Source organism: Pseudomonas sp. NFACC43 (genome assembly GCF_900119645.1).
Lineage (GTDB): Bacteria > Pseudomonadota > Gammaproteobacteria > Pseudomonadales > Pseudomonadaceae > Aquipseudomonas.
Map to the genome: position 1 here is coordinate 97299 of NZ_FPKK01000001.1, position 18416 is coordinate 115714.

At 62.2% G+C, this 18416-nt stretch carries 13 protein-coding genes; 10 read left to right on the plus strand and 3 right to left on the minus strand.

The genetic code is table 11. From position 1 onward, the window contains the following. Positions 1–5 precede the first annotated feature (5 nt). From BT179_RS00385 to BT179_RS00425, 9 genes are all read left to right on the plus strand, one after another. On the plus strand, positions 6–890 hold the full coding sequence (locus tag BT179_RS00385) for a TatD family hydrolase (RefSeq protein WP_072394757.1): 885 nt from the start codon (positions 6–8) through the stop codon (positions 888–890). Then, positions 887–2119 (plus strand): metabolite traffic protein EboE, encoded by a 1233-nt coding sequence (gene eboE, locus BT179_RS00390; RefSeq protein ID WP_072430522.1) that lies wholly within the window; start codon positions 887–889, stop codon positions 2117–2119. Before BT179_RS00385 ends, eboE begins: the two co-directional genes overlap by 4 nt. Continuing rightward, a complete protein-coding gene (locus tag BT179_RS00395; RefSeq protein WP_072430521.1) occupies positions 2109–3554 on the plus strand; it encodes an alkaline phosphatase family protein in 1446 nt (481 codons plus the stop codon). Before eboE ends, BT179_RS00395 begins: the two co-directional genes overlap by 11 nt. Continuing rightward, positions 3533–4672: a hypothetical protein gene (locus BT179_RS00400; protein WP_072430520.1), complete on the plus strand. Its 1140-nt coding sequence runs from the start codon at positions 3533–3535 to the stop codon at positions 4670–4672. The genes BT179_RS00395 and BT179_RS00400 overlap by 22 nt, the downstream gene beginning before the upstream one ends. Positions 4673–4684: 12 nt before the next feature. Further along, on the plus strand, positions 4685–7066 hold the full coding sequence (locus BT179_RS00405; protein WP_072394749.1) for a hypothetical protein: 2382 nt from the start codon (positions 4685–4687) through the stop codon (positions 7064–7066). Between the two features lie 62 nt (positions 7067–7128). After that, a complete protein-coding gene (locus tag BT179_RS00410) occupies positions 7129–8052 on the plus strand; it encodes a hypothetical protein (protein WP_072430519.1) in 924 nt (307 codons plus the stop codon). Positions 8053–8071: 19 nt separating this feature from the next. Then, entirely contained in the window at positions 8072–9370 is a 1299-nt protein-coding gene (locus BT179_RS00415) for a hypothetical protein (RefSeq protein ID WP_072394745.1), read from the plus strand. A gap of 3 nt (positions 9371–9373) precedes the next feature. Continuing rightward, on the plus strand, positions 9374–11185 hold the full coding sequence (locus BT179_RS00420) for a hypothetical protein (protein WP_072394743.1): 1812 nt from the start codon (positions 9374–9376) through the stop codon (positions 11183–11185). 32 nt (positions 11186–11217) lie between these two features. Next, positions 11218–12267 carry a hypothetical protein gene (locus BT179_RS00425; protein WP_072430518.1) on the plus strand — a complete coding sequence of 350 codons (1050 nt, stop codon included), beginning with the start codon at positions 11218–11220 and terminating at the stop codon, positions 12265–12267. A 148-nt stretch (positions 12268–12415) separates the two neighbouring features. On the opposite strand, the gene BT179_RS00430 is transcribed toward BT179_RS00425, so the two are convergent. The 3 genes from BT179_RS00430 to BT179_RS00440 all read right to left on the minus strand — a co-directional run bounded on the left by BT179_RS00430 (position 12416) and on the right by BT179_RS00440 (position 17322). Next, positions 12416–12913, minus strand: a complete 498-nt coding sequence (locus BT179_RS00430; protein ID WP_072394740.1) for a cytochrome P460 family protein — start codon at positions 12911–12913, stop codon at positions 12416–12418. Positions 12914–12935: 22 nt separating this feature from the next. Continuing rightward, positions 12936–14009: an alpha/beta fold hydrolase gene (locus BT179_RS00435; protein WP_072430517.1), complete on the minus strand. Its 1074-nt coding sequence runs from the start codon at positions 14007–14009 to the stop codon at positions 12936–12938. A 259-nt stretch (positions 14010–14268) separates the two neighbouring features. Continuing rightward, positions 14269–17322, minus strand: a complete 3054-nt coding sequence (locus tag BT179_RS00440) for a D-2-hydroxyglutarate dehydrogenase YdiJ (protein WP_072430516.1) — start codon at positions 17320–17322, stop codon at positions 14269–14271. 157 nt (positions 17323–17479) lie between these two features. Between BT179_RS00440 and BT179_RS00445 the strand changes: the two genes are divergently transcribed. After that, positions 17480–18382, plus strand: a complete 903-nt coding sequence (locus BT179_RS00445) for a LysR substrate-binding domain-containing protein (RefSeq protein WP_072394734.1) — start codon at positions 17480–17482, stop codon at positions 18380–18382. Positions 18383–18416: the final 34 nt, after the last annotated feature.

An 18416-nucleotide genomic window follows, 5' to 3' on the forward strand; every position in this document is an offset into this window, starting at 1 on the left:
GCATCATGCCTAAATATTTCGACCCGCATATCCATATGGTCAGCCGCACCACGGACGACTATCAGAACATGGCGGCTGCCGGCATAACCGGCGTCATCGAGCCCGCGTTCTGGCAAGGCCAGGCCAGGACCAGCGTCGGCAGCTTCATCGACTATTTCGACACGCTGTTGGGGTGGGAACGCTTTCGCGCCAGCATGTTCGGCATCCACCACTTCTGCACCATCGGCCTGAACCCCAAGGAGGCCAACGACCTCTCGGTGGCCAATGAGGTGCTGGAGATCCTGCCACGCTACCTGGTAAAGGACGGCGTGGTGGCGGTGGGCGAGATCGGCTATGACGACATTACCCCCGAAGAAGACCGTTTCCTGGCCGCCCAGTTGGAACTGGCCAAGCAGTTCAACCTGCCGGTGCTGGTCCATACCCCCCACCGGGACAAGATCGGCGGCACCAAGCGCACCCTGGCGGTGATTCGCGAGATCGGCATCGCCGAACACCTGGTGATCATCGACCACCTCAACGAGCTGACCTTGCCCCTGGTGCTGGACACGGACTGCTGGCGCGGCCATTCCATCTACCCCAACACCAAGATGTCGGAGCAGCGCATGGTCGCGTTGCTCCAGCAGTACGGCACGGAAAAGATGGTGGTCAACAGCGCCGCCGACTGGGGCATCAGCGACCCGCTCAAGGTGCCCAAGACCGGCGAGGCGATGCTCGCGGCCGGCTTCAGCGAGGCCCAGGTGGAACAGGTGCTGTTCCATAACCCGGTGGATTTCTTTGCCCAGAGCGGGCAACTGGACAAGACCCTGGTCGGTACCCCGCTGCCCATCGACCAGCGCAAGCAATGGCAGGACAACTCGACCCTGCGGGGCCAGGAACCGGTGGTCAAATGAAGATCGAGACCGGTTGGCATGCCGCGCAGATCGGTTATTGCAGCAACGTGCACCCCACACCGGACCTGGCCAGCCTGCGTGCGTCCATCGCGGAGCATTTCCAGGGCGTTCGCAGGCTGCGCGGGCTCGACGAACAGGACAGCGGCCTGTGGATCAGCGCCCTCGCCGCGCGAGAACTGCAGCAGGCGTCGGCGCGCCGGGACTTCCTCCACCTGCTGCGACACAACGGGTTGCGCCTGACCTCCCTCAACGGCTTTCCCTACGGCCAGTTTCATCAGGGCGCAGTGAAAGCCGAGGTCTACCAGCCCCACTGGGCCGATCCGCGGCGACTGGAATACAGCGTGAATCTGGCACGGATCCTCGCCCAGGCGCTGCCACCTGACTGTTCCCAAGGTGTCATCTCCACCGTGCCCCTGGGCTACGCCGCCCACTGGAACGGGAATTTGCAGCAGCGTGCCGAGCATCAGCTGCGCCAGCTCACGGCTTCCCTCGCCAGGCTCCACCTGGAGACAGGCAAGAAGATCGTGTTCTGCCTGGAGATGGAGCCGGACTGTGTGCTGGAAAACACCGGGCAGGCCATCGCCTTCTTCCATCGGCTGCAGGCCAGGGACCCCCACCACGACCATCTGGCACTGTGTTTCGACGTGTGCCACCAGGCCGTGGTCTTCGAAGACTGCTACCAGTCTCTGGACCGGTTGCGTCAGGCCCGGGTGCCCGTCGGCAAGATCCAGCTGTCCAATGCCTTGATCTGTCGCCTGCCCCAGGCCCTCGATCGGCGCAAACAGGTGCTCGACGCCTTGGGGGGCTTCGCCGAAACCACCTATCTGCACCAAGTGAAGGCTCAGGATGAGCAAGCGCGTCTAAGGGCCTGGGCCGACCTGCCCATTGCCCTCAGCGATTGCGCAGACCCTCGGCAGCAGCAACATGCCGAACTGAGGATCCATTTCCACATCCCGCTGTTCAGCGAACACTTGCTGTTGCCGGAGCTCAGCGGCAGCCAGAACGCCCTGTCGCGAACCTTCGACTACCTTGCCGACCATGGGGATTTTCGTCCGGTCCTCGAGGTGGAGACCTACAGTTGGGGCGTGCTGCCTGCCCAACTGCGACCCACCACCGCCCAGGCCCAGCTCCAGGGCATCGCCAGGGAACTGCATTGGGTCGAAGAGCAATTGCGCCACCGGCAGTTGCTGCATTCCCAGGCCCGGGAGGTGTACGCCAATGCACGCTGAGCGCCCTCGTCAACCGCTGCTGCTGATCAATGTGGTAGGGCTGACGCCGGCGCTGCTCGGCGCGGCGACGCCGCACATCAATGCCCTGTTGCAGAAGGCCAGGATGGCCTACCTGCAACCGGTCTTCCCGGCCGTCACCTCTACGGTGCAGGCCTCGATCCTGACCGGGCAGGCACCGTCGGAGCACGGCATCGTCGGTAACGGCTGGTATTTTCGCGACCAGGCCGAAGTGCGGTTCTGGCTGCAACCCAACACCCTGGTCCAGGGCGAGAAAATCTGGCAGACGCTGCAGCGCCAGTTGCCCGGGTTTCGCTGCAGCCAGTTGTTCTGGTGGTACAACATGTACGCGCAGGTGGACGCCGCCATCACCCCCCGTCCGCACTACCCCGCCGACGGCCGCAAACTGTTCGGCCTGTACTCCTCGCCGGCGAGCCTGCATGAGCGGATCGAACAGCAGATCGGCCAGTTTCCGTTCCAAAGTTTCTGGGGGCCGGCGGCCGGCATCGCCTCGAGCCGCTGGATCGTCGATTGCGCCATCGCCGAATTCGGGATCAACCGGCCCGACCTGCAATTGATCTACCTGCCGCACCTGGACTACAGCCTGCAACGCCTCGGCCCCGACGATCCGTCCATCGTCGATGAAGTCCGCGCCATCGACCACGAAGTGGGTCGCCTGCTGGCGTTTGCCCAGGCACAAGGCGCGGCGGTGATGCTGCTCTCCGAATACGGGATCGAAGCCGTCCACCAGTCGGTGTCCATCAACCGCCTGTTGCGCTCGCAGGGCCTGTTGCAGGTGCGCCAGTCCCTGAGCTGGGAACTGCTCGACCCGGGCGCCAGCGCGGCCTTTGCCGTGGCCGATCACCAGGTCGCACACATCTACGTCAAGCAGCCTCGGGACATACCACGGGTCAAGGCATTGCTGCAGCGGCAAGCGGGCATCGAGCAGGTGCTCGATAAGGACGAGCAACGGACCTGGCATCTGCATCACCCGCGCAGCGGCGAGCTGGTCGCTGTCGCCTCGGCGGACTACTGGTTCGATTACTACTACTGGCTCGACGACCGCAAGGCACCGGATTTCGCCCGCACCGTGGACATCCATCGCAAGCCCGGCTACGACCCGCTGGAGCTGTTCATCGACCCCACCATTCGTTTTCCCAGGCTGAAGGTGGCGCGCCGCCTGTTGCAGAAAAAACTCGGATTTCGCTACTACATGGACCTGATTCCGCTGGACACCGGGCTGATTCGCGGCAGCCATGGCCGGCTGCCCACCAGCGAGGAAACCGGCCCGCTGCTCATCACCAATTGTGATCTGCCGTTACCCCAGCACCTTGCGGCCACGGCGGTGAAGCAACTGCTCCTGGAACACTTCCTGGGGCGCTCTCCTACCGACACGGCCAATGCCAAGGAGCTTCCATGCGGCGAGCCATTTCCATAACCGTTCTCAGTGCCCTGGCCGGTTTGGCCCAGGCACAGGACAACGACAGCTTTAATTGCAGCGACTTCCTCACCTACGGGACAGATGTTGACGCGACGCGTAAAGCGTTCAAACAAAGCCCCGAGGCCATGGCCTGGAACTGGTTCGTCTGCCTGAACCAATCCGACGCCCGGGGTTACAACCGTCAATGGGAGTCGTTCAAGCCCTCCGACCAGGTCTATCTGGCCAACGGCGCCAACCCCGGTTCGTACGACAGTCGCATGCGGCTGCCGGACGAGGTGATCAGGCAAGCCAACGCCCTGGGTCTGAACTCGAACCGAGTGCTGCACAACCTCAATGCCACCCAGCAGGTCGACGGCCTGAGTCTGGAAATGGGTGGTGCCGCCGTGCCTGACACACAAGAAGGTCACGTCGTGCGTTTTCAACTGCTGATGGGCCAGGACACCTACAACTACATCGTCAAGAACAATGTCTACAACATGAACGGTCAGGATGCCCTGTCGAGCAGCCTGAACTTTCCGGCTACAGCCTGGGAGTTGAAAGCCGCCTGGCTGTGGATCGGTGCGGACATGGCCTACAAGAAGAGGCTGGAAAGCGACGGCTACTATGTCGCCCAGGCCTATTACCCGGTGGGCACCGGCTACAGGGTCGGCTATGCGGCGTTGAGCGGCTTGCACGTGGTCAACAAGCTGACCTCCAGCTGGGTCTGGACCACCTTCGAAAACGTCAACAACTCCAAGTACACCGTGACCAAGGGCCAGCCATCGGCGCCGATGAAAAACCAAACCGGGCCGACATCGGCTGCGATACCGGTCAATACACAATTCCAGGCCAGTCAACCAGGACTCTCGAAGTACGAGCTGATCGGGGTGGAATACCAACGCATTACCCAGGTCCTGGCGAACTCGCAATTGGAATCGGCGTTCCAGGACACATCGTCCTGCCTGGCCTGCCACGACACCGCCGCCTACTCGAAGAACAGCGGTTATTTCAATTTCGCCATCCCGACCCAGGGCGGGCTCACCTACCCCACCACGCCGCTGTCGGAGAAGGACTTCACCGGCTACAACAAACTGGATTTTGTCTGGTCGCTCAAACGCGCCCAGTGGCAACGCTAAGGAGAGCACGACATGAGCGTACTGAATTTCCCCCGCATCTACCTCAACGGCGAGATGTTCTGGAACCCGCCAACGGCCAATAACAACGACAAGTTCCCGCTGTATGACGCGGTGAAGATGGACATCAATTGGCCGTTCGTGAAGCACTTCGGCATTGACCAGCACAACGCCCCCGACAGACTGATGCCATGGACCGTCTCCACGCAGTACATGGCTCACATGCCGACCTATGTGCAGCAGGTACCAGGCAATGTCGATCTGAACCATGACCCGTACATGCCGGCCGAATGGGATCTGTTCGGCGATAACGGTTGCGGCCTGGTGAACTACGGGAAAACAACGTCGACCGTCATCGGCGGCGAACTGCAGCCCAATACTTACATCGACCATGATCCGCTGGTGGGCGCGCCCTACCAGTTGCTCGGCAGCCCCCTGGGCAGCTCCACCCCCACTGCGGCGCGCTTCGTGGATATCAGTCCATGGCAGAACACGTTCACCGCATTGTATTTCGACAAACTGGTGCTGGGGGGTACGTCCTGCGGCCTGACCCTCAACCGCAAGTACCGGATGATGGACCGTTTCCTGAACTTCGGTTGGGGAGCCCTGGGTGGCCTGGTGAACGTCAGCACCACCTGGCAGACCTGCTTCCCCAAGGAGAACCTGGAATGGGTAATCGGCAAATCGTCCCTGCTGGCCAACCTCCAGCAGCAGATGGAGCAGCAAGGGGCACAGGGCCTGATGTTCCGCTTTTGCGTCTACCTGACCTGCTACGACAGGAACGGCATATTCAATGATTACCCGCAGAGCGTGAACACCCGCTCCAACGACCCGAACGTCATGGCGAAAGTGCGTGACCTGTACAACAAAGGCTTGAAAAACGTCAACGAGATTTTCTTCAACCCCGCCTACAGCCGCACCTCGGCAGTCCTGGGGCTGTGGTTCGCCAACGAATACCCCACCGCCCCTGCCGGGCTGCGCCTGGTGCCCGATCAGGAGGTGTCGATGAGCAAAGCACATTCCCAGGAGACCAAAAAAGTCAAGTTGGGGGTGATTTCGGCACAGATTAACGACTACACCCTGTCACTTGACCTGGGCAATACCTTTCCGAGCTATCCCGTGGATGACACGGCTGATATCCCCGTCCCGGAAAAATTCAATGCCGGTACCTACCACCTGGGCGCCGAAAAGGATGGAAAATTCAAGCCGGCGGTCATCTTGAGCTTCGCGCAATACCAGCAGGCTGCCTTCAACCAGCGCTCGGGTATCCTCGATATTCCCCTCGATGACTATACCAAGGGCATATTGGAATCCGGTCCGCTGATTCTGCGTCAGTTGGGCCTGTACAGCGCTCCCCAGACCGTCGCCGCCACCCAGCAGACATGGACCGCCGAAGTGATCGAGAGCGGCGGCTTCATCGACGTCGGTGACCGCAAGACGCTGAGCATCATGGTGCAGAAAAACGGCCAGCCGGCTGCCAACACCACGTTGTATGTGGCGGAGTACGGCAATCCCTACATGGTGACCACCAGCAACTATTACCTGGCGTTCAGTAACGCGGTCGACTTCACGCTGTTCTACGACAACCCGCCGGACCGCACCCAGAACACCGCCTGTCTGCCGCAGTTCACCGACGTGCCCCCGGTCGCACTCTATCGCAGCACCGGTAGCGGTCGCGGGCTGACCGACCTGCAGGACGTGTCTCAACCCGTAGGCAATCCGGTTGCTTATCAGAACTTTCTCAAAGTTTCCGGTACACCGATAGCCGTCGACCTGCGCCCCTGCCTGGTCTTTGAAAACCCCCAAACTGGCACCGGTACACTGCAGGACAATAAGGCCAGCGTCAGTTATTCCTACGCCATTATCACCACCAACGCCCAAGGCATCGCCCAGGTAGGCTGCCGGGCTGTGGCGCCGGGTTTCCCTACCTTGCGCTTCTTCGTGCAGGAGAATGGCAAAAAACCGGTCATTCCCTTCAGCTTTCCACTCACCCAGGCCTTCGTCGATTTCCTCGCGCCAATACGGGTGCTGCCCGTGGACATGCCGTTGCAACAGGAATTCGTCGACACCTGGAACGCCATCTACGAGGACACGGATGCCCCGGAACAACTGTGGAACACGTTCATCTATCCCAAGATCCTGCAAACCTTCTATTACCTGTACCCCATCATGAACAAGTTCATGCCGCTCAATTCCCGGACGCGCGTGGAGGGCGCCGTTGACCAACTGATCCTGCTGATCAGCAAGGATTACCAGGACCACAGCACCCTTGCGATGCCCATCACCCGGGACATGTCCCAGAGCCGTCGCGCCATATTGGAGCTGTGGGCCAAGCGTCTGGTGAAACTCAATTACCCCCCCAGGAAACTCAGCATGAGTGACTACAACGGCCTCTGACGAGTTCACCGAGGATCACCGGGTGGCGAACCCGCCACCCGGCACTTCACAGGAGTGTCGATATGAAAGCCAGCCTCTTGAGCCGACTGTTGTTACTGATCCTGTTGTTCAGTCCGGGGCTTTTTGCCCAACAGGACAGCAGCGCCGTGTACTTCACCATGGGGGTCCACAACAACGAGGGCTGCAACGAACAGAACGGCAACTGCATCGCCAGGCGCGCGCCGGGCGATCCTTCCGATCCATTCTTCCCCGCGTTCTGGATCAGCGACTGGACCATGTACCGGGTGATGCACAACTACGAGAAGAACCCGCCGCCCTATAGCGATCCGCCCAGCACCCTTGCCCCGGCGGACTACACCGTATCGCGAGGCACCAGCTATTACGACACGACGTACATTCCGGCCGATGGCGACGGCTTCGGTGCGATGATGGAGCACTACGAGAAATACTGCCTGCCGATCTTCCCGATCAAGAACAACAACTACACCTGCTCGTTCGTGTCCCTGGGCAACAAGGCGTACTTCCTGACCTACCCGCAGGACCGCCCCAGCGACATGCCGGCCTGCTGCATGTTTTCACCGATGAACCATCCGCCCCGGCAAGACTTCATCAAGCACTTGCCCTACAGCGCCGAGCGCAGCAAGCACCTCGATGGCAGCGTCCAGGCCTACGCCGTGGACGTTGACTCTCCCCAGGGCCCCATCCTTTTCGGTTACGCCTTCTACAGGAAAATGACCGGGCAGCCGCCCTATCGGCATCCGCAGTCATTCTATTTCTCCGGTGACGCCAAGGTCGCCGATGCGCCCATCGTCAGCCAGAACTACACCAACTTCCGCATCGCCAGGCCAGACCCGGCCCAGACCTGGGCCCAGGTGGCAGCGATGTGCCCGTCAAACCCGCCGCCCTGCCAGTTATTCGAGCCGCCAGCGTCCCGGAGCAACGGCCAGAAAGCCCAATGGAACAAGCTCATGCAGCGCAAACCCTGATCAAGGACGAAGCATTATCATGAACACTTCTCTTGGTTTTACCGCGATGCTACTGAGTGTCGTCAGCCTGCCTGCGCTCGCCCTGGCACCGTCCCAGCAGGACACGCCGAAGCCGACCACGACCCTCAATTGCCAGCCCCCCAACACCGCGCCTGCCGCCAATGCCAGCCAGGATCTGTTCGATCAATACAGCTGGCAGATGTTCATCGCCTTGAACTGGCCGGCACAGGACGGCCAGCGTGGCGACCCCAATTGCAACAAGCAACCCGGGGACCCCGGCTACACAGTCTGGCAGACCTACAAGAGCGTGGAAGAAATCTTCCTGCCCCAGGGTACCGACCCCGGCCCGTGGAACAGCCCGCAGCGGGCAAAGAGCCTGGCCATCATCAACATTGCCGCGCTGAAGAACAGCTCGCTGGTGAACGCCGTGGACCAGGCCGTCGGTGGCTGGCTGATCGACCAGGCAGGCAACCCCACCTACTACGATATCTCGGCCAACGAAACGTCCTATGACTACATCGTCGACAACCAGTACTACAACGCCGATGTGGTCTCCAAGGCCAGCAACATCGCCTTTCCCAACGGGGTCATCGAGGTCAAGTCGAGCTGGCGCATCCTCACGTCCAGCGACAACGCCAGCCGCTACCTGACCCAGTTTGCCCGCGTCGCGACGTTCGACGACCAGGGCCGCCGCACCGGTGTCACCGAGGCGTACCTGGGCCTGGTGGGGCTGCACATCATTACCAAGGCCAACGGGTACCCGCAGTGGATCTGGTCGACCTTCGAGCAGGTCGACAACGTACCGCCCAAGGCACTGGTGAACGGCAAGTGGATCGATCAACCGGCCGCAGGCACGGCCTATTCCTACTTCAACGCCGCGGCGCCCGTTACCAGCCTCAACCAGTCGCCCTGCGACTGGCAGACCCAGGGTACGCACCTGGTCTGCGTGCCCAAGGCCGGCACGACGTTCCAGACCCCGAACCCATTGAACCGGGTCACCCCGATTGCCGACGTGACCAACGGCGTCAACGCCAATTACCAGTCCGATCCTGGCCTGCAAAAAAGCGTGCTCAAGTACTACCAGCTCATCACTACCCAGCGCCCGCTGATGCCCGACAACCCCAGCAATCCCCTGGGCCAGCCGACACCGTCGCTTTCGGCCAACGTGACCATGGAAAGCTATATCCAGCCCAACAGCAGCTGCATGAATTGCCACTCCATGGCGACACCGGTCAGGAGCCCCTACAAATCCGATTTTTCCTATCTGTTCAAATTCGCCAGTTCGCCTGTCATCAAATCCATCAAGGACGAGAAATAGATCATGAGCATCCTGAACGGACCCCGACTGAATTTCTGGGGCGGCATCCGCACCGATGTCAGCCTGCCGAACAACTCTCCCACCATTCCCTACAACGGCAACGAGGAGTGGCCGCTGTTCGACCTGACCACTTCGACCCTGGCGCCAGGGGCCCAGTCCTATACCGACGAGCAGTTGAACGACATGATCAACGCCCCCAACGGCACCTACTACACCGCCGGCGGCTGGAATCACTACGGGCAGCACGTCGTCGACATGCAGAACGCCCTGATCAGTTCCCAAGGCGCGCCAGGCGGCATCAGCACCACCGGCGATCTGGTGGGCCAGCCGGTCTACCTGCTCGGTTCGGTGGACCCGGTGACCGGCCAAGGGCCGGTGTCTGGCCCGATGATGGTGGACCTGGATCCCTCCGGAACGACGACCACGCAGATCTTCGTTGGTGGCCTGCAGATCGGCGGCAACAGTGACATCCAACTGCTGATCCACAGCAATACCGTGTGCAGCAGTCTCGACGTGGCGGTTCGTGTACTGCTCCCCAAATCAATGGACGCACCGGGCTCCTTCCACGCCAGCGGCACCTTCCAGCTGACCTTTCCCTTGAGCAGCATCGTCAGTTGGAACCAGAACAGCGCCGGGTTGCGCTCGATCATCCAGGCGCCGGGGGCGACGGGCATCGTCCTGCGTTTCGTCATGTTCGAGATGTGCCCGACGATGACCACCGAACAACTGGACGCCGATTATGCCGCCGGCAAATACACACCCAACCCGAGCATCGGCCGGGTCATCGGCACATTGGCCCCGGCCTTCGCCGATGAGCCGCTGAACTGTCAGCCGGGCCGGCAACTGGTCAACCAGGCGACCGGGGGCACCGGCTACGCCGAACTGGGGGAGAAAAACGGTTACCTGAGCATCGACATGGTGAACGTCATCCCCAAGGAAACCTTCCGGGCTGTCCGGGACGACATCACCAGCCCCATAGGGCCCAACGCCGACTACGGCCCCGTCACCTTCACCGCCGGCACCACCACCCTGGCGACCCTTGAACCGACCAGCCGCTTCCTGTCCGACTACTACGTCTATGGCGGTATCGTCGACCTGCCCATGACCTTCGATCAGCAGCAGGCCGTGCAAACCAGCGCCCTGGCGATCAATGCGCCCGGCAAGGTCGCCACCACAACGCTGCAAGCCACCGAATCGACCTATCGGGTCTACGCCGACCAGCGCAACGTCTATCTGGATGACTACCCCAACGGACTGTCGATCACCCTGCAAGTCCGCTACCTGGGCGGCCCGGTGACCAGCACCACCGAAATCGGCCTGCAAGCGGGACCTTCTGCGGTGTATACCGATCCGCAATATTGGGACTTCCTCGACTTCCCCGCCTCGCTCACCTTGGACAGCGGCCAGTTGTCGGTCAGTTTTCCCGTCACCCTCAAACCGGACAGCGCCGCCCAGGCGGGCTTCGTCGCACTGACCTACACGGCCAACGGCAGTGCGGCCAGTGCCTACTTCACCAACATGCGCAAATACGCCCAGACCGATTTCGGCATCCCCACGGGCACCACCATCACCTGGCCGCTGATGTATCCCAACGTCCTGCGTTTCCATTACCTGGCCTTCCCCGCGATGTCGCGCTACGTCCCGTTGAACCAGCCCGACGCAATCATGGGCGCGAAGAATGCCATTCTCGCCCGGACCTCGGACGCCTACAAAGGCACCACATTGTTCATGCCCGTGGTGCGTTCCATGTCGCCCTGCCAGCGGGCGCTGCTGCGGGCCTACCTCACCGGGGAACCGTGGCAAGCGCCGCAGTGATCACGCCCCCTTGCCCCATGGAGAGAGCCCCCATGCCCATCCAGATCCCGGCGCAGCCCAACGAAACCCTGCGCCCCAGCACCCTCATCGCCGAGGGCCTGCTGAACCCTCGCGGCGTCTGCGTGCAGGTCGATGGCAGCCTGCTGCTGGCCGAGGCCGGTTCCGGCCTGCCGCAGCAGACCTTCAGCGGTCGCATCACGCGCTGGCGTCCCGATCCCCATGTACCCGGTGCCTATCTGCCGCCGGAGGTCGTGGCAGACGGCTTGCGCGCCATGAACATGCAGGCGCGCATGTTGCGCGATGAAATCATGGGCCTGTCGGATATCGCCTGCGGCGAGGGACGCTGCCTGGCCAGCCAGACCGACTACGTCGACGGATCAAGGCTGCTGGACCTGCAATACACGCCGCCCGAACCGGTGTTTCACAGCCGCGGCAATCTGAACGCGCTGTGTTACCACCCCTCTCGCCACAGTTGGCTGGCCGTCAAACCCGATACCAACCAGTTGGTGGAGTTCGTCATCGGACAGGACGAACGCGTGTTGGTCCAGTTGCCCGAACTGGCGCAAGGCCAGGAAGCCGTACCGGTGACCCTGGTGTACGAACCGGCGACGGAGGCCGTGCTGATCAGCCTGTTTTCCGGCGAACTGCGAGGCGACCCAAGCCGCAGAGGCATCGACTTCGCCGACAAGGCCGGCCAGGTCATTCGGGTCCACCCCGACAGCGGGCAGATCGAACGGCTGATCAGCGGCTTGCAACTGCCCACGGGCGTGGCGCTCTGCCCGAGAGGGAACGTGTTGGTGCTGGAGCTCTGCGACAGCCTGCAGCAACCCCTGCTGCCCGACTGGAACGGCGAGGTCCGGCATGGTGGCTTCACCCGGTTCTCGGGCCGGCTGTTGAGCTGCAATCTGCAGACAGCCCAGGTCGATGTGCTGGCCCGGAATCTCGATACCCCGTCCAACCTGTGTGTGGTGCAGCACGCCGTGCTGGTAAGCGAAGGCATGGGCCTGATCGGAAGACCGTTGCCCACGCCAGACCATCAGATCGTCCCACTCAGTGGCAGGCTTCGCCGGGTATCGCTCTGATCGACCGCGCGGCGGGGCATTCCTGTCCCCGCCGCCGTCGATGCCCTGGAATGGAAAACGCTTCCAAGGCAGGCTCGTCTACCATCCCCGGCCGCTACCGTGAACAGGCAGCCAGGCTGCGGTCAGCCGGAACAGGATACGAATCGAGTCATGGCGCCCATCGCGTGAAGACGAAGTCATGGTTCTGCACGCGCGCCTGGTGACAGGCGAAGCAGGTCTGGTGCTGTGCTTCATCGGCGGGCTTGCCGTTGATGAAGCGACCGAACCCCCAGCCACCGGTCGATGCGTACTTGCTGGAGTCCTTGACCATGACCTGGACGGTGGTGGCCGCGCCGGGAATGGACGCCGGTTCGAACTCCGGCGACTGGACGTGTTTCCAGGCCAGCTTGACCAGCACCGTGCCGTCGGGGAATGGCAGCGTAGACGCCTGGTAGGCCTTGATCGCCAGGTCATTGCCCAATACGGCCCGGAGCTCGTCCAAGGGCGCGGCCTCCTGTGCCGGCGCCACGAGCGCCCATTGGCGGTAGCCGTCGGGCAGCTTGACGCCGTAGATGGGTGAGACATCGCCGCCGCCCGTGTCGCCCAAGGCGACGCCGGCGAAGGTGGCCATGGCGGCAGTCAGCAAGGTCAGGTATCGGATTTTCATCATCGATCTCCTTGTACCCCACTCACAGATGATCGGCATCGATCACCGCCTGGGCGAAAGCCTGCGGGGCCTCCTGCGGCAGGTTGTGGCCGATGCCACCGCTGATCAGGCGATACTCGTACTTGCCGGTGAAGCGCTTGGCATAGGCCTCGGCAGGCGGATGCGGTGCCCCGTTGGCATCGCCTTCGAGGGTGATGGTCGGCACGCCGATGGACGGGAACGTCGCCAGTTTCTTCTCCAGCGCATCGTAGCGGGCTTCGCCCTTGACCAGGCCCAGGCGCCAGCGATAGTTGAAAATGGTGATGGCGGCATGGTCGGGGTTCTGCAAAGCGGCGGCGCTTCGGTCGTAGGTGGCGTCATCGAAGTTCCACTTGGGCGAGGCCAGTTTCCAGATCAGCTTGGCGAAGTCATGGGTATTCTTCTCATAGCCCAGACGACCACGCTCCGTCGCGAAGTAGAACTGATACCACCACTGCAACTCGGCGGCCGGCGGCAGCGGCGCCTTGCCCGCCGCCTGGCTGCCGATCAGGTAACCACTGACGGCGACCAGCGCCTTCACCCGCTCCGGCCATAGCGCCGCGACGATGTCGGCCGTGCGTGCGCCCCAGTCATAGCCGCCGAGCACCGCCTGCTTGATGTTCAGCGCGTCCATGAAGTCGATCAGATCCTTGGCGAGGGCAGCGGGTTGACCGTTACGCACGGTCCTGGCCGAAAGAAAACGCGTATCGCCATAACCCCGGGCATACGGAATCAGCACCCGATAGCCCTTCTCCGCCAGCGCCGGCGCCACGTCGGCGTAACTGTGGATGTCGTAGGGCCAGCCGTGCAGCAGGATCACCACCGGCCCGTCGACGGGACCGACCTCGGCATAGGAAACCTCCAGCAGCCCCGCCTTTACATGCTTCAGCGATCCGAACGAAGTGTGACTGCCCGGCGTAATGGCGCCGACGGTGCTTGCCGGCACTTCAGCGGCGTTCGCTTGCGACGAGGCAGCCCCCAGAGCGCCCAGTTGCAACAAGGCAATCGCCAGGACAGAAGGCGCGAGCAGCCGCCGAAGGCGCGGTGAAAAGGTCGGGTTCGACAGAGTCGTGGCCATGGTGAATCTCCCTTGGGGACGGCAGGCAGCGGTTCGAAATGTGAGATCGGTTGGAAGCGGTTTGCCAACGGATTTGCCCGAGGCAGACGGCCCTGCGCTGTCTCGATGGGGTCATTTAATGCTGGGGAGGTATCGCGGATGTGTCACGGCGGCCTGTTTTGGAAACAGTCCGTATCGACGTGGGGTTCTGATACACAGAGATACAAAGCGATCGAGGGGTTTCCCGGGGCCATTGCAGCCCCGGGGGATCGGATGCCTGTCAGGTGAGGTCCGACAGCGCCTTCACACGTGCCAACACGACCTGCAGGGGGTGCAGCACCGTTGTGCCCTCCTGGCGCTTGATCTGGCTACGGCAGGAATACCCATCGGCAACGACTCGCCCCGTGCGGTTGAGCCGCTTGATGAGCGGTTTCCAGGACTGTCCGTAGATCGTGTCCGATGTCGTGGCATTGCGTGCTTCGTGACCGTAGGTCCCCGACATGCCGCAGCAGCCACTGGCCGGGACCTGAAGGGTCAGCCCCATGCGTTCGAATATCTTCTGCCACAACGCGACACTGCCCGGCTCGTTGGTCTTTTCCGTGCAATGGGGAAGGAACTGGTAAGGCTCATCCGTCTGCGCGACCTGCGTGTGCGGCATTACACTGGCCAGCCACTCTTGCGCGAGCAGCACCCGAGGCGCCACGTCGCCCGCGGCCTTGGTGTATTCCTGTCGATAGACCAGGGTCATCGCCGGATCGAGTCCCACCAATGGAATCCGGTAGTGCTGCAGGCTCGACAGCGTCTGCCCGTTGAAGTTGGCGGCCTTTTCGAACGCCTTGAGGAAACCCTGGACCTGGAGCGGCTTGCCATTGGGCGCGTACGGGGCCAGGTAGACCTTGTAGCCAAGCCGAGCAATCAATTCCAGCCAGTCAACCAGCAACGGGGTTTCAAAGAAACGCGTGAAGGCATCCTGGACGAGGATGACGCTTTTCTCTCGCTGCTCGTCTGACAGCGCGGCTAGACGTTCAGGCGTCGCGGCCTCCACGCCCCATGTCCGACAAGCGGCCGTGAAGTCCACCAGGCTGAGCAGCGGACTGTCCACCATCCCGGCGGCCCGTTCGAGTACCCAGCGAACCGGCCGTGCGCCCATGACGAAATTGTAGAGGCGCGGCATCCTGGCGATATGGGGCACCGTATATTCCAGGGACCCGATCAGGTAGTCCTTGAGGGGGCGCAGATAGCGGCTGTGGTAGAGCTCGAGGAAACGCGAACGAAACTCCGGCACGTTCACCTTGACCGGGCATTGGCCCGCGCATGACTTGCAGGCCAGGCACCCGGCCATTGCCTCATAGACTTCGTGGGAAAAATCCCGCTGCCCCATTTTCTGCGCCAGGCTGTTGATAGCGCGACGGGCCATGCTCCAGGGGGCGGCGGCCCGCAGCCGGTCGCTCGCCGCCAGGACATCGACACCCTCCAGCCCCTGCCGCCTCAGCCATTCGCGTATCAACGATGCCCGGCCTTTCGGAGAATGGACTCGATTGCGCGTGGCTTTCCACGACGGGCACATGGCGTCATCGGGGTCGAAGTTGTAGCAGGCGCCGTTGCCGTTGCAATGCACCGCCGCGTCATAGCTTTTCCAGACGCGCTCATCGATGGTCCGATCCAGCTCGCCGCGCAACATCACTTCGTCAACCCGAGTCAGGCGTGCGCCGGGAACCGTCGCCGGCGTGGCGATCTTGCCTGGGTTGAGTTGGTTGTTGGGGTCGAAAGCCGCCTTGAGCGCCTGCAAGGCCGGGTACAGGTCACCGAAATAGTCCGGCACATACTGCGACCTCAAGCCCTTGCCATGTTCGCCCCACAGCAACCCGCCATATTTCTGGGTCAGGGCCGCGACGGCATCGGAGACAGGCCGGACCAGGGCCGCCTGGGCAGGGTCCTTCATGTCCAGGATCGGGCGCACATGCAGCACGCCGGCATCGACGTGTCCGAACATTCCGTACTGCAAGCCATGGCTGTCCAGCAGGGCCCGAAACTCGAGGATGAAATCCGCGAGATTTTCGGGAGGCACAGCGGTGTCTTCGACAAACGGCTGCGGCCTGGCCTCGCCCTTGACGTTGCCCAACAGGCCCACCGCGCGCTTGCGCATCGCATAGACCCGCTTGAGCGCATCGGCACCGATGGCCAGCGTATGGCCCAGGCGCACCACCGAGGTATCGCGCTGCAAATGCTGCACGAATTCGTGGACCCGCTGCTGGAGCGCCTCTTCGTCGTCTGCGCTGAATTCAATGAGGTTGATCCCCAGCGTCGGCCTGGCGGGGTCTTCAGGGAAATACTCGGCGACGCCGTGCCAGACGATATCGTTCATCGCCAGCATCAGCACCTTGGAATCCACGGTCTCGATGGACAGCGGCTTCATCGCCATCAGTGCCTTGGCGTCTCGCAAGGCGTCCATGAATCCGGCATAGCGCACGTTCACCAGGATGGAATGCCTGGGGATGGGCAGGACGTTGAGTTTTGCCTCGACGATAAAGCCCAGGGAGCCTTCGGAACCGCAAAGCACGCTGTTGAGATTGAAGCGCCCGTCGGCTTCACGCAGGTGAGCCAGGTCATAGCCCGTCAGGCAGCGATTGAGTTTCGGAAAGGTGGTCTCGATCAGTTCGGCCTGGGTAGCGACGATGTCCAGGGCGCATTGGTAGACCTGCGCGACCCGATCGCCGCGACCGGCCAGCGCAGACAGTTGCGCCCCATCCATGGGCGAACTGGTGAAGCAGGCGCCCCCCAGCAACACCGTCGACAATTCAAGGACATGATCGCGGGTCTTGCCGTAGGTGCAACTGCCCTGGCCGCTGGCATCGGTATTGATCATGCCTCCGACGGTGGCGCGATTCGATGTCGAGAGCTCCGGCGCGAAGAACAACCCATGGGGCTTGAGCGCCGCATTCAACTGATCCTTGACCACGCCACTCTGCACCCTGACCCAACGCTCCTCGACGTTGATCTCCAGGATGCCGTTCAGATGACGGGACAGGTCCACCACCACCCCATCGGTCAGCGACTGGCCGTTGGTGCCCGTCCCGCCCCCGCGAGGCGTGAGCACCACCTGGCTGTGCTCGGCCTGGCCGGCCAACCGCGACAATAGCTGCACATCCTGCACGTCGAGGGGAAACACTGCCGCCTGGGGCAGGCGCTGGTAGATGGAATTGTCGGTGGCCAGGACCGTCCGGTCGCCAAGGTCGCGGGCGATCTCGCCGCGAAACCCCGCAGCCTGGAGCGCGTTCAAAAAAGCGTCATAAGTCGCTTCCTGGGCAGAGGAAGGCGCTAACCGGGCAATCATGATGGGATTCCTGCAGGCTAAAAGCTAATCTATGCATTCTTATTACGCATGCTCAGGACAAGCCAAGCTGAACAGGCGCATGTGATTTCGCTGATTCTTGCGGCTATTGGTCCTTGAGACAAACGTAATTCCTGCTGGTTTTGCATGAGCGTTATGAATGAACCCGAGAAGATTGACGCCTTCGATGTCGCTGTTGATCGCCTTCGAAGCAGCCGCCCGTCATGGCAGCTTCACCAAGGCCGCCGACGAGCTGGCATTGACCCAGAGCGCTGTCAGTCGCCAGGTGCAGACCCTGGAGGCGCAACTTGAAATCGAATTGTTCAGGCGCGAGGGTCGGAAGATCGAATTGACGGCGGCCGGGGCCCTGTACCAGCACGAACTGACGGCGGCACTGGGTCGCATTCGAAGCGCTACATTGCAGGCCATTTCGTACAGCAGCAACGACGGCCCCCTGAACCTGGCGGTGCTGCCGACCCTGGGTTCGAAATGGCTGCTGCCACGCATGCATGAGTTCTATGCCCGGCATCCCGGGATACTGGTCCACATCCACTCCCGGATCATCCGCGAGGATGTCCAGGCATCCACCCAGGACATGAACGCGATCATCTGCGCCGGTCACGGCGAGTGGCCCGGCTACATCGCCCATGAACTGTTCCCGGAAAGACTGGTGGTGGTCGCCAGCCCCACGGCACTGCCCGAATATCGCACCCTGTCCCCCAAGGACATCACCGGACAGGTACTGTTGAACGTCGTATCGAGGCCCAGCGTCTGGCCGGACTGGTTCGACGCCCATGGCCTGGACCACCGGCACATGAGGTCCGGCCCCGGCTTCGAGCTCACGGCGCACCTGATCCAGGCGGTGTCCGCAGGCATCGGCATCGGCTTGATCCCCCACATCCTGGTGCAGGACGAATTGAAGCGCGGCGAACTGGTCGCCCTGTCCGAACCGATGGAAAGCGGGCGCAGCTACTTCCTCGCCTACCCGTCCCGCTACCAGCACCTGCCCTCGCTGAAGGCCTTCAGCCAGTGGCTGTTGTCACTACCGCTCCCCGATCAATGAGCCCTGGCGGTCGTGCAAAAAAAAATGGACCTCT

Coding starts and splice junctions, on each gene's coding strand:
- BT179_RS00435 (WP_072430517.1), bottom strand. CDS start 14,009: ATGGCCACGACTCTGTCGAACCCGACCTTTTCACCGCGCCTTCGGCGG.
- BT179_RS00425 (WP_072430518.1), top strand. CDS start 11,218: ATGCCCATCCAGATCCCGGCGCAGCCCAACGAAACCCTGCGCCCCAGC.
- BT179_RS00395 (WP_072430521.1), top strand. CDS start 2,109: ATGCACGCTGAGCGCCCTCGTCAACCGCTGCTGCTGATCAATGTGGTA.
- BT179_RS00445 (WP_072394734.1), top strand. CDS start 17,480: ATGAACCCGAGAAGATTGACGCCTTCGATGTCGCTGTTGATCGCCTTC.
- BT179_RS00420 (WP_072394743.1), top strand. CDS start 9,374: ATGAGCATCCTGAACGGACCCCGACTGAATTTCTGGGGCGGCATCCGC.
- BT179_RS00400 (WP_072430520.1), top strand. CDS start 3,533: ATGCGGCGAGCCATTTCCATAACCGTTCTCAGTGCCCTGGCCGGTTTG.
- BT179_RS00405 (WP_072394749.1), top strand. CDS start 4,685: ATGAGCGTACTGAATTTCCCCCGCATCTACCTCAACGGCGAGATGTTC.
- BT179_RS00385 (WP_072394757.1), top strand. CDS start 6: ATGCCTAAATATTTCGACCCGCATATCCATATGGTCAGCCGCACCACG.
- BT179_RS00430 (WP_072394740.1), bottom strand. CDS start 12,913: ATGAAAATCCGATACCTGACCTTGCTGACTGCCGCCATGGCCACCTTC.
- BT179_RS00440 (WP_072430516.1), bottom strand. CDS start 17,322: ATGATTGCCCGGTTAGCGCCTTCCTCTGCCCAGGAAGCGACTTATGAC.
- eboE (WP_072430522.1), top strand. CDS start 887: ATGAAGATCGAGACCGGTTGGCATGCCGCGCAGATCGGTTATTGCAGC.
- BT179_RS00415 (WP_072394745.1), top strand. CDS start 8,072: ATGAACACTTCTCTTGGTTTTACCGCGATGCTACTGAGTGTCGTCAGC.
- BT179_RS00410 (WP_072430519.1), top strand. CDS start 7,129: ATGAAAGCCAGCCTCTTGAGCCGACTGTTGTTACTGATCCTGTTGTTC.